We start from the raw sequence: 11,524 nt of genomic DNA on the forward strand, positions 1-11,524 counted from the left end.
ACAGGTTTAAGATTGGAAGAAGGTCCCAAATGCCAAATGAATTACTTGTCCTAGACCTAAAAACAAAATGGAGGAAAGGATTGAGGTTAGGAATACTATCCTGTTTGCGTCTAAGATCAGATTCGGGACCAATTTACGATCCGGATCCCCTAATTTCGGCTTTTCACTTGGAACCCCGGAATAGTAATTTTTTCCGCCTAATTGTATTTTTAAAGCTCCGGCTAAAGCGGCCTCACAAAGCCCTGAATTTGGGCTTGGATGTTTTCTTCCGTCTCGGATCAGTATTTTAAAGGATCTTAATGGATGAAAACCTAAAATAGCGGAAGAAATACAAAGTATAGGAGCAGTCAGTCTTGCCGGAATATAATTTGCCAGATCATCCATTCTTGCGGAAGCCCAGCCAAATTTCAGATATGTATCATTCTTATAACCGAAAAGTGAATCTAATGTATTAATAGAACGATAGAGCATCGCAAAACTCGGTCCTCCCAATGCCGCAAAAAAAAGCGGGGCAGTGATCCCATCTACTAGGCTTTCTCCCACACTTTCTAAACCTGCTCTGACTATATCTGGTTGTTCTAAATTTGCCGTGTCCCTTCCTACAATTCTGCCGACCATAGTCCTGGCTTTTTCCAGATCATTTTCATGAAGTGCGGAATATACGTCCTTGCTATGGTCCAAAAGGTCCTTTAAGGCGATGCTGGTATATATAACGAATGCAGATATTAGTTCTCCTAAAAAAGGATGTAGATATCTTGAAAATTCTATAATTATCCAAGTGAATATGAAAGAAATAGAATATACCGAAAATGAAGTGATTATTCCTGCAAATCTTTCGGAAGATATATACTTTCTTGTAAACTTCTCCATATATCTTGCGAATTTTCCTATGAGTCTGACCGGATGTGGAAATCCTTTCGGGTCCCCAAATCCAATATCCAGAAGTAAAGAAGCAGGAAGGATCCAGATAGAATTCATGCTAATCCTAAAATCCTATAAATTTCATTCATATTCACTGAATTTCTGACTTCCTCGGCTAAACGATCTAGATTGGTTTCCAATTCATATCTGGCCTGGATTTTTACCAAAGGTTTCATTCCTTTTCTTACTCGGATCTTATCCAAAAAATCCCTTCTGAACTCGTCTTCGTCGAATACTCCATGCAAATAGGTTCCCCAGACTCTTTCTGAAATTCCTTGGTGACCTAGGCTTTCTCCGGATATATCTTGAAATATGGATTTTGCGGAGATTTCTTTCGTATTTCCATGATGTATTTCGTAACCGGATACTTTTTTTCCGGACGCAAGATGAGTTCCTTCCGTCTGTTTGAGTAATTTTTCTTTTTCTAATACGGTTTTGACTCCTATCAGATTTAAACCTTCAGCGGAGCCTAAATTACTTTCTATTTGAAAAGGATCATGGATGGATTCTCCTAACATTTGATATCCTCCGCAAATCCCTATGATCTCCGTTTTTCCTTCTTTATGGAAATTTAAAATAGTTTCCGAAATTCCAGATTCTTTCAGATAATTGATATCGGTGATCACGTTCTTACTTCCCGGAAGGATTAGAACGTCAGGATTCCCGATTTCTTCTTTTTTTCGAGCGATCCTAACTCTTACGTCCGGTTCTATTCGCAGAGGATCCAGATCCGTATGGTTGGAGATCCTGGGCGTATCTATTAGTAAGATATCTATCCTGTCTCCTAATGGAGAAGTATCGCTTAAACTGCCGGATTTGAATTCTAATGAATCTTCTTCGGGTAATCTTAGATCATTTAAGAATGGTACGATCCCAAATACGTTTTTACGGGTAGTTTCTTCTAAATATTTGATCCCCGGGTCGAGTAAACTTTTGATTCCCCTAAACCGATTGATTAGGAAACCTGAAACTAGTTTTCTTTCCCATTCCGACATTGTTTCCATGGCGCCCACGAAAGAACCGAATACTCCTCCATGATCAATATTGCCGATTAATAATACTTTTGCCTTGGCATATTCCGCCATTCTCATGTTTACAATATCTTTATCTTTTAAATTGACTTCGGATACTCCTCCTGCTCCTTCTAAAACAACCATGTCAAATTCTTCGGAAAGTGAATCGTAAGATTTTTTAACCTCGTCAAAAGCGCTTAATTTGAATTTCATATAATCCCTGAAATCCATCGCCTCTACGGGTTTTCCATTTAGTATCACTTGGGAATCTTTCTCGCTGGACGGTTTGAGAAGGATCGGATTCATTCTATAATCCGCTCTGATCTTACAAGCCTGAGCTTGCAAAGCTTGGGCCCTTCCTATCTCTGCACCTTCGTAAGTTACAAAAGAGTTTAACGCCATGTTCTGGGATTTGAAAGGAGCTACTTTGAATCCGTCTTGTGTAAAGATCCTGCAGAATGCGGTGGCTAATATACTTTTCCCTACGTTGGAGGCGGTGCCTTGGAGCATAAGTGAAGGTTTTACTTTTTTAGTTTTAGAAGCCTTAGGATCTTTTTTAAAAATAGAGCGGAATGATCGTATGAGTATTTCGTTCTCTTCCTGAGTTTTGATCGCGATCCTTATATAATTATTTTCTAATCCTTTAAAATTTCCGCAGTTCCTAACTCCGATTTTGAATTCTTTAAGAAGAAGGTTCTCTAATTCCTGAACATTTCCTTTAGGATCCGAAAATTCGAGAAGGATGAAATTTGTGTGCGTATCATAAACCCGGAAAATCCCTAGATCTTCCAAGCCATTCTTAAATATGTTCTTCCACTCTGGGATTTTTTCTTTGGTTTTGGATAAAAAATCCTGATCTTCTCCGAATTTTTCTAAGATAGAAGCGCTTAAACTATTTAAGGACCAACTGGGAAGAAGTTCCGAAATTCCGGAAGCAATTTTGGGATCCGCTAGTAGAAGTCCTATTCTAAGCCCTGGAAGAGCTAAAATTTTAGTCAAAGACCAAAGGACAGCCAGATTTTCCGATCTAAAATTCCGAAAGGAAATATCTCCCGGGACGAAGTCTATAAAAGATTCATCTATTACAAAAAACGAATTTTTATGATCGGAGGCGATCTTTAAGATCTTTTCCCTATTTAATAATTTTCCTGTGGGATTATTCGGATGTCCTAATAGAACTAGTATTTGTTTGTTAGGATCTTTTTGAAGGATTTGGATGAGTTCTTCGTGGTTTAATTCAAAGTCGGATCCTTTTTGGAGAAGGATTTCTTGGATTTGTAACCCGGCTAATTTTAAACTTTTACGATAATCTATATAGGAAGGTTGGGCGATCACTGCCAGATCGAAATGTTTGATCTTAGGAAGAATATGTATTAACTCCGAGGCACCATTCCCAAAAACAATTTCTTCTCTTGGGATATTCCAATGTTTTTCTAAGGAGATCCTTGCCTTGGTATAATTCGGATCTGGATAATGTATTAAATCGCTGATCCTGGAATTGATCAACGGACGAACCCAATCCGGAAAACCTAAAGGATTTAGATTAGAGGAAAAATCCAAAATTTCCGCAGGGTCGACCCCGGCAATATCTGCCATCCTGAATAGATTTCCTCCGTGCAAACTTATATAATCCGATTTCATAGACCGTTATCCCTGGAAGATTTGATGCGGACAGGTATACCACTCACTAAAAAATACACTTCATTTGCAATAGATGCAAATGTTTGATTACAGATCCCTAATAGATCTCTATACAATCTGCCTTCTTTATTTTCCGGAACGAGACCCATTCCGACTTCATTCGTGACTATAAATACATTTTTCGCTTTTGAGCCTAAGATATGTTCTCCTAAACTTGAACAAATGTCTTTGATCCGGTCTTGAGTAAGATATAGATCCTTCTTATTTGCATCAAACATCAAGTTATTGATCCAAAGGCTTAAGCAATCTAATAACACAACGGATCCTAAAGGGATCGAATCAAATATATGAGAAAGTTCTAATTCTTCTTCTATCGTACTCCAATCTATTCTTTCTTGTCGGTGCTTTTGTATCCTTTCATCCATTTCGGGATCTATATGAGGGCAGGTGGCTAAAAAGATCTTTTTTCCTCCGGCAAAATCCGCCTTTTCTAAGGCAAATCTGCTTTTTCCGCTTCTACATCCCCCGGTCACTAAAATTATCCCGGCCATTCGGATCTCCTTGCGCCATGAATTCTGATGAGATCGGTTAAGACCGCTTGGCCATCGTGAAATATATCTAAGTAAATAAGTGTAGAAGGAGAAATTCTGAATTTTTTATAGAAAGAATGGGGAAGTTCTAAAAAAGAACAAAGTAAACTTGATAAAATTCCTCCATGACTTAAGATAAAAATGCAATGATCCGGTGAGGAAAGGATATGTTCTTTGAATAATTCCGTTCTTTTCTGGAACTCATTTAAACTTTCTCCATTCGGAAATCTGAAGGAAGAAGAGAAATTTGCGAATTTTTTTAAACCTTCCAGATTTATTTCAGCTAACTCCGAAAAAGATCTGCCTTCCCAATTTCCAAAATCCAATTCCTGTAATTCTTCTCTGAATTCAGGCCGGACTTCTTTAGGAAATCCTAATGTATCAAAAGTTTCCCTGCATTGAACCGTTGGGCTTAAATATACTTTTCCGTTCAGGAATTTCTGTCGGATTTTTTCTTTCACTTTTTCTATTTCCAGCAAACCTTCCGCAGAGAGAGAAACTTCTTTTCTTCCCAAATATTTTCCTCCATATTCCGAAGGAATGCTTGGATGCCTAAGTAAACATAATGATTTTTTCATATATTTACCGATCTTGGGTGCTCTGAAAGAATCGGACTTCTAGTCCTTTTCCACTTTAGAATACCTTCTCTGACTGCTTCGTAAGAAGCGGCCCCAATTAAATGCCCCAAGATTGTATGTTTTCCCACATAATCTATCGTATTCGTCGAAATCGGGGAGATGGCCCCGATACAATCTGTGCCTGTGCCGGTCGCAAAATTGTTTTCGCTTTGTATCAAGATCTCGGATTCTAAAACGGCCAGGGTCCTTGCCTCTGAAGCTATAGAAATGGCTTCTATACTTGCGGAGAGAGTAATAGATCTGGAAGTTTGAATGAGCAGGTTGATTGTTCCGATTTTTTTATTTTGTATCGGGAGATCTCCTACTCTGACCGCATTTCCTAAACCTACAGTTGCAATGGATCTAACATGTAGATCATTCAGACTTTTTTCAGCTACGGAGTAATTCAAAAGAGAAGCGCTTGTCATAAAACCTAAAACTTCTTCTCTTTCTCCCTTATCTGCTAAACGATTTCTGTAGAATTCTTCCGGAACGATTTCCGGACCTAGATCCGAATTGGAAACTTTTAACCAGTACACTTTGTTTGTGATTAAATATCCTCCTCCCATAACCGCCCAGCTTAAAGAAGAATGAGGTCTTGAAAGTTGGAGTTCCAGCCAGGTTTCCGAAGCTCCGATCTGATCTTTTTGAAAAAAACTCAAACTTTAAATCTCCTGCAAGAAGTTATAAAGTTTTTAGGGATCTCCGGATTTGAGGCCCAATGTGCATGTACATAACTTGCTAAAACATTGGAAACCGTATAACCTTCTCTAGTAGTTTGTTCTGATTTTCGTTTTCTGATATGATAGGAGAATAATGACTCATCTTCATTTTCTAAAATTAGATCTGAATATCTGAATTGATGTCCTCTAAAGCGGATGCCCGCTTCTCCTAGGATAGTCCTTTTTTCAGTGTGAACTTCCACATAACCTAAACTTTTGAGTTTGGGCCCCATGATCGCTTTGCCGGGAATAAGTCCTATCATTGGAAAACTTTGTCCCTCTATGTTTTTGATCTCGGAAGAAAGATACATTAATCCTCCGCATTCTGCGTAGATCGGCCTTTCCGAGGCTGCAAAATTTCCGATCTCTTGCATTAGGTCTTTATTATTTGATAAATTATCAGCGAATAGTTCCGGATATCCGCCCCCAAAATATAATCCGTCTACTTTCGGGAGTTTGTTTTCTTTTAAGGGGGAAAAGAAAACAAGTTCGGCTCCTTCTTCTCTTAATTTTTTGAAGTTCTCTTCATAATAAAAATGGAATGCTTCATCGTAAGCAACTCCGATCCTGCAATCTTTTGTCCTGATCCGGCCCTCGGCCGATCCTTTTACTGAAAGTGGAGGTGCGGAATTTGCGATTTCTAAGATCCTATCTAGATCCAGCCACTGTTCCGATAGGTTTTGCCAGAAGGAAAGTTTTTCTTCCGTTAGAATGTCCGGACCGGCAGTACGAAGTCCCAAATGTCTTTCCGGAAAAGAATAGTCATTCGACTTAGGAAATCCTCCTAAAACAGGCAATGGAATACTTGCAGTTTCTATAATGGAAAGATGATTTTTGCTTCCTATAAAATTTGCGACAAAACCCCGGATAGGGACTTGAGGATCATAATTTTTGATACCGGAAGCAATTGCTGAAAAGGTCGCCGCCATTCCTGAGGCATCTATTGAAATGATAGTTGGGACTTGCAGCCATTTTGCTATTTCAGCGGTAGAGCCTGCTTCTGAATTCGGAGAATGACCGTCGAATAATCCCATCACTCCTTCGATGATAGAAATATCCGATCCTTGGCTTGCGCCGATAAATGTTGAAATTACGGATTCCTTTCCCATCAACCATCCATCCAGATTTTGACAGGTTTTTCCAGTAACGAAAGAATGATAGCCGGGATCTAAATAATCGGGGCCACATTTGAATATGGAAACTTTTAGGCCTCTGGCTTGTAATGCCTTGGTAAGTGCGATCGTAATGGTTGTTTTTCCGGTGCCGCTGCCGGTTCCGGAGATCAGTATCCTAGGTATTTTGATCTCTTGTATCATATTTTTCTAATAATCTATCCCGATCTGAGCCGGGATCCCGTTCTTATAAGGATGTTTAGGAGATTCAACATGAGTGACTAAATCCGCCATATCCGTCAAAAGATCAGGGCAGTTTCTGCCCGTGATCACTATGTGCAGATTTGCCGGCTTTTTGGATAAAACTTCTGAAACTTCTTCCGGGGTAAGCCATCCGTAATGGAAGGCGTAAGTGATCTCATCGAATATGAGTATTTTATAATTTTCTGAAAATATCATCTCGCATGACTTTTCCCAGGCTGATCTTGCCGCTTTTTTGTCCCTGTCCAGATCGTCACTTTCCCAGGTGAATCCAAGTCCCATTACATGGAAGTCGAGATCTGAAATTGTTTTAGCAAATTTTCTCTCTCCTGTTTCCCATTTTCCTTTTAAAAATTGGACAACCCCGCATTTCATTCCTCTTCCTAAGGCCCTAAACAGAATTCCTAGAGCAGCGGTGGTTTTTCCCTTTCCGGGACCGGTAAATACTAAGATAAGTCCTTTTTTTTCCTGAGAAGGATTCATGTGGTTTCCGAAACGATTTGTTTCTTATTTGCTTTTCTGAATTTATGAGAGAAGTCGGAAGCATAAAGTCTGGAATCCGCAAAATCATGACAGTCCAATACCTTACCTACGAAAATGATCGCGGTTGCGGAGATCTTTTCTTCTTTCACCTTAGATACTATAGTTTCCAATGTTCCGATCACTATTTTTTGTTCCGGCCAAGTGGCCTTCTGTACCACGGAAACAGGACAATCCTTGCCGTAATGAGGGATAAGTTCTTCTGCAATTTTACGAATATGTAAAACACTTAAAAAGAATACTAGGGTCGCTCCTGTGGAGGCAAAAGTTGCTAGTTTCTCTTTTTCAGGCATAGGGGTTCTTCCTTCTGCCCGAGTGATGATTACCGATTGAGAGACTTCAGGAAGAGTAAGCTCCTTGCCGAGCATCGCTGCAGCCGCAGTGAACGAGGAGACTCCCGGAACGATCTCGTAAGGAATTCCCAGCTCATCCATTTTTCTCATTTGTTCTGCCGTGGATCCGAAAATGGACGGGTCTCCTGTATGGACTCTCGCAACATCCTGGTCCTTCTTCTTGGCTTCTTCCAAGATAGAAATGATATCTTCCAAGGTCATTTTAGAAGAATCTAATACTGTTGCGGTCGAAGCAGCTCTTTCTATCACTCTTTGAGGTACAAGTGAACCCGTATAAAGAACGATAGGGCAGGTTTCCACAAGCCTTGCGCCTTTGATAGTGATCAGATCCGGATCTCCAGGACCGGCACCGATGATATATACTTTCATAATATTGCTCTCAATCGCATCTTAAAATTTTCTCCCTGAAAGAGGACCAAACTTGTTCGGGAGAATGTCCCAGCCATCTTGCGTCCGCATATTTCCTATTTTCCCAGAGAGTTTTTTTACTATTATCTAAAACATAATCCCAAAGTCTTTCGCTGATGGATGAATTCCTATAAATGGAGAATAGATCATAAATTATCTGCGGAGAAGTTTCCGAAGGAAAAGAGATCAAAATATCGAACCTATTTTGAGAAACGATGGAATGATCTTTGATATTCAATTTAGTCCACTTTTGGTCTTGTTCGATAGGATTATAAAAGCCGAATGTTTCTAAGTCGGTAGGTCGTTTTAGTTTCCCGATTAGGTGGTAGTTCTCATCATTTTGATAAAGAACAGCCCCGCCTATACGTCCCAAGAGCTGTATTTTTTCTTCGGATCTTAATTCTAAGATCTCAGTTTCATTTTTTTGGTGACTCGTATCTAGAAATTGTAATGCTTTAATCGCAGTGGCTACGGATGAATCTTGGGTATAGATCTCTTCTTCTTTCTCTTGTTCGAAAACTGTGGTACTTGTTTTGACGAACGCGCCTTGTATTTTAGTAATATTTAAATTAGGAGAAGGTGATTCTTTCGGTATTTTGCTCGCCAGATCGTTTTCAGTTCTCAAAGAAACGGCTCTATTTTGTCCCGGCTTCAATGAGCCGTCCTCTAAAGAATATTTATTTCCATATCCTCTTGGAGTTACGAAAAAACCTTCATATACAAAAGATTGGGAAGAACCTATGATAACCGTAGTATTCATCCCGATCTCGAATTCCAAAAAATGATCTAGGTCCGAAAACTGGATATTTTCCTGCCTGCGATATGCGCTCTTGACGAGCGCGACAGGTGTGGTCCCAGATCTATACTTTTTGATAATACGAGCCGCTTCTACAATCTGTCTTTGTCTTCTTCCGGAAGCCGGATTATATAGATTGATCACGAAGTCACCCTTTGCCGCAGACTCGATACGATTTTCGATCACAGTCCAAGGAGTTAAAAGATCTGAAAGTGAGATCCTGGCCGAATCGTGCACCATAGGAGCTCCTACAAGAGAACCACAAGAGCTATCCGCACTTATACCCGGGACCATTTTGATCTCAGGAGAGTCTCCTTTTTTCCAGCCTGTCTTTCTTAGCACTTCAAATACAAGACCTGCCATTCCATAGACGCCTGCGTCCCCGGATGAGATTAATGTTACTGTTTGTCCCGATTTCGCGGACTCCACTGCGGTTTGGGCACGAGTGATCTCTTCCGTCATTCCAGTGCGAGTGACTTGTTTTCCGCTTAGATGATGTTTTACCAGATTGATATAAGTTGTATATCCTATTATGGAATCAGCTTCTTTGATGGCGGATAATGCTGCAGGAGTGATATGTGAATCGTTTCCCGGGCCGATACCTACAATATTCAATTTTCCTTTTGGGGTTTCGTTCATACTTTTTCCAAACTTTCGGAACGGATTTCCGATCTGGCTGCAAATGGAATTCTCGCGATAGCCACCGTGAGATTTTTTCCGCCTTCCGTTTCTTTATACTTTTGTTTAGTAACGAGTAATTTCGCAGATCCGGAAAGAAGAAGTGCCGACGCTTCACTTACCGAGCGAGTCCCGATATATTCGGACGCAGCTTTGGAAATTTCCGTAATTCCCTCCACTTTGTCTAATTTTTCGGGAGAGAAGGTCGTAAATTCCCAGCCATACTTTTCCGAAATTTCCAAAAATGCAGGTTCTTCTTTTTTGACATCTACGCTTGCGATTGCCTTTATACTTTCAAAAGATAGATTATATTCTTCTAATATTTTTCTAATTCCATTCTCTACAGTTTCAGTCGGAATACCTTTGTCACAGCCCAGGCCTAAGATCAGAGATTTGGGCCTGTATATCACCGAATTAGAATATATGCCTGGAGTTTCGGTTTTGATATTAGTTCTATCGCTTGCGATCAGCAGGATTTCGTAATCTTTCGGATCTATATTTTCTAAGCTGAGAGAATATTCTATACCCTTAGGCAGGACTTTTTCCAAGGGCCAGAAATTAGGCTCACCTGTTTCCTGTAAGAATAAAACTTTAGTTTCATTCACTACTGCAGCGCAAGCCCTGGTTACATTTCTATCCTGATCTTCTAAACTCCAGCCAAGCTCTCTCCCTAAAATATCTACGGTCAAAGTCCCGGAAACATCTGAAGCGGTCGTAATTACGGGGGTATTCTCCAATAGATCCGAAATTTTCTGGGTAAAAAAATTGCCTCTTCCTACATGACCGGACAAAACACAGATAGTAAATTTTGCCTGGTCATCTATACAAAGAACTGCAGGATCCGTTTTCTTGCTGACTAAAAGAGGAGAGATCATACGGACCACTGCGCCAACACTGATCACGAAAATATGGCAATCGTATTCCATAAAAGTTTTTCTAAGTGTGGGTTCCATAGGAAGACTTAAATGTTTCGATCCTTTAGGAGCTTCTGAAATGAATTTAGGGGAAACGAATATGTCCGCTCCGTTTAGAGAATGAAATAATTCTATTCCGGTCCTTAGTCCATGTTTTGTGATAACATAGATTGCGTAAGGCTTTCTATTCTGAATCATCGGAAACTCCCCTTAGGATACCTTTCCTTCTTCGGATAGAAATGACCACCATGGAGAAATAATCGCAAGTTTCGTTCTTGATGGATTCTATATCTTTTACGATCCTTTGGCGGTCCGTTGTTCCATAAGAAACATAGGTTGCATTTTCTAGAATATTCTGCTCTTTTAATATTCTGATCAGTTCCGGAACTACTTGTCCTACTTTGGTCAGTACGATCGTGTCGAAGTCTTGGATAAGCTTTTCTAGATCTTCCAAACCGTAGGTTGCCGGAAGAACACAGAATCTTTCTCTTCCGTCGGCTAAAGGAGTAAGTAAACTTGCGGGAATAGCGGTAATGGAGGAAACTGCCGGAACAATTTCTATTTCTATACCCGGCCATCTTTCCGGAGCCTCTTCTAATAGATAACTCCAAGAGCTGTATACGGAAGGATCTCCTTGCGTGATGAATGCAACATCCTGGCCTTTTTCTAATCTAAGACCTATTTCTTTGAATGCCTTATCCCAAGCAGGGATAAGTATTTTTGGATCTTTGGTCATTGGGAAATGTAGAAATAATTTTTCTTGCGTTTCATTTTCCTGAACAATAGGGGAACATACTCTCCAGGAAAAGGAGGGAAGTGATTCGCTGCTTTTTGGAATGGCAAGTACCGGAACGGTATTTAGGACATTTACCGCTCTAAGAGTGATTAGGTCTGTAGCCCCGGGGCCGACTCCGACCCCGTATAATTTTCCGTATTTTGTTTTTACATTCATAAAATG

Annotated in this window: 11 protein-coding genes; all 11 read right to left on the reverse strand. The window is 40.1% G+C overall.

Annotated elements, in window-relative coordinates:
• Positions 1-6: 6 nt before the first annotated feature.
• Genes cbiB through cobI form a run of 11 tightly spaced genes read right to left on the reverse strand, consistent with a single transcriptional unit; the run spans position 7 to position 11,518 of the window.
• Positions 7-978, reverse strand: a complete 972-nt coding sequence (gene cbiB / locus EHR06_RS11315; protein ID WP_135757098.1) for an adenosylcobinamide-phosphate synthase CbiB — start codon at positions 976-978, stop codon at positions 7-9.
• The gene (locus EHR06_RS11320) at positions 975-3,575 is read right to left on the reverse strand and encodes a cobyric acid synthase (RefSeq protein ID WP_135757099.1); all 2,601 of its coding nucleotides are present in this window, start codon (positions 3,573-3,575) and stop codon (positions 975-977) included. Before EHR06_RS11320 ends, cbiB begins: the two co-directional genes overlap by 4 nt.
• Positions 3,572-4,126 (reverse strand): bifunctional adenosylcobinamide kinase/adenosylcobinamide-phosphate guanylyltransferase, encoded by a 555-nt coding sequence (gene cobU / locus EHR06_RS11325; RefSeq protein WP_135757100.1) that lies wholly within the window; start codon positions 4,124-4,126, stop codon positions 3,572-3,574. Before cobU ends, EHR06_RS11320 begins: the two co-directional genes overlap by 4 nt.
• On the reverse strand, positions 4,114-4,743 hold the full coding sequence (locus EHR06_RS11330; protein WP_135757101.1) for a histidine phosphatase family protein: 630 nt from the start codon (positions 4,741-4,743) through the stop codon (positions 4,114-4,116). Before EHR06_RS11330 ends, cobU begins: the two co-directional genes overlap by 13 nt.
• Complete coding sequence (locus tag EHR06_RS11335; protein ID WP_135757102.1) at positions 4,740-5,444, reverse strand: adenosylcobinamide amidohydrolase; 705 nt, start codon at positions 5,442-5,444, stop codon at positions 4,740-4,742. The genes EHR06_RS11330 and EHR06_RS11335 overlap by 4 nt, the downstream gene beginning before the upstream one ends.
• Entirely contained in the window at positions 5,441-6,820 is a 1,380-nt protein-coding gene (locus tag EHR06_RS11340) for a cobyrinic acid a,c-diamide synthase CobB (protein ID WP_135757103.1), read from the reverse strand. The genes EHR06_RS11335 and EHR06_RS11340 overlap by 4 nt, the downstream gene beginning before the upstream one ends.
• Positions 6,821-6,826: 6 nt before the next feature.
• Positions 6,827-7,360 carry a cob(I)yrinic acid a,c-diamide adenosyltransferase gene (gene cobO, locus EHR06_RS11345; protein ID WP_135757104.1) on the reverse strand — a complete coding sequence of 178 codons (534 nt, stop codon included), beginning with the start codon at positions 7,358-7,360 and terminating at the stop codon, positions 6,827-6,829.
• Positions 7,357-8,139, reverse strand: a complete 783-nt coding sequence (gene cobM, locus EHR06_RS11350; protein WP_135757105.1) for a precorrin-4 C(11)-methyltransferase — start codon at positions 8,137-8,139, stop codon at positions 7,357-7,359. Before cobM ends, cobO begins: the two co-directional genes overlap by 4 nt.
• Before the next feature lie 10 nt (positions 8,140-8,149).
• Complete coding sequence (gene cobJ, locus EHR06_RS11355) at positions 8,150-9,613, reverse strand: precorrin-3B C(17)-methyltransferase (RefSeq protein ID WP_135757106.1); 1,464 nt, start codon at positions 9,611-9,613, stop codon at positions 8,150-8,152.
• Complete coding sequence (locus EHR06_RS11360; RefSeq protein WP_135757107.1) at positions 9,610-10,764, reverse strand: cobalt-precorrin 5A hydrolase; 1,155 nt, start codon at positions 10,762-10,764, stop codon at positions 9,610-9,612. Before EHR06_RS11360 ends, cobJ begins: the two co-directional genes overlap by 4 nt.
• Positions 10,751-11,518, reverse strand: a complete 768-nt coding sequence (gene cobI / locus EHR06_RS11365; RefSeq protein ID WP_135757108.1) for a precorrin-2 C(20)-methyltransferase — start codon at positions 11,516-11,518, stop codon at positions 10,751-10,753. Before cobI ends, EHR06_RS11360 begins: the two co-directional genes overlap by 14 nt.
• Positions 11,519-11,524: the final 6 nt, after the last annotated feature.

The sequence above is a fragment of the Leptospira dzoumogneensis genome, from assembly GCF_004770895.1.
Classification (GTDB): Bacteria; Spirochaetota; Leptospiria; order Leptospirales; family Leptospiraceae; genus Leptospira_B; species Leptospira_B dzoumogneensis.

Excerpts from the sequence above, each read along its gene's own strand:
- cbiB (WP_135757098.1), bottom strand. The coding sequence starts at position 978 with ATGAATTCTATCTGGATCCTTCCTGCTTCTTTACTTCTGGATATTGGA.
- EHR06_RS11320 (WP_135757099.1), bottom strand. The coding sequence starts at position 3,575 with ATGAAATCGGATTATATAAGTTTGCACGGAGGAAATCTATTCAGGATG.
- cobU (WP_135757100.1), bottom strand. The coding sequence starts at position 4,126 with ATGGCCGGGATAATTTTAGTGACCGGGGGATGTAGAAGCGGAAAAAGC.
- EHR06_RS11330 (WP_135757101.1), bottom strand. The coding sequence starts at position 4,743 with ATGAAAAAATCATTATGTTTACTTAGGCATCCAAGCATTCCTTCGGAA.
- EHR06_RS11340 (WP_135757103.1), bottom strand. The coding sequence starts at position 6,820 with ATGATACAAGAGATCAAAATACCTAGGATACTGATCTCCGGAACCGGC.
- cobO (WP_135757104.1), bottom strand. The coding sequence starts at position 7,360 with ATGAATCCTTCTCAGGAAAAAAAAGGACTTATCTTAGTATTTACCGGT.
- cobM (WP_135757105.1), bottom strand. The coding sequence starts at position 8,139 with ATGAAAGTATATATCATCGGTGCCGGTCCTGGAGATCCGGATCTGATC.
- cobJ (WP_135757106.1), bottom strand. The coding sequence starts at position 9,613 with ATGAACGAAACCCCAAAAGGAAAATTGAATATTGTAGGTATCGGCCCG.
- EHR06_RS11360 (WP_135757107.1), bottom strand. The coding sequence starts at position 10,764 with ATGATTCAGAATAGAAAGCCTTACGCAATCTATGTTATCACAAAACAT.
- cobI (WP_135757108.1), bottom strand. The coding sequence starts at position 11,518 with ATGAATGTAAAAACAAAATACGGAAAATTATACGGGGTCGGAGTCGGC.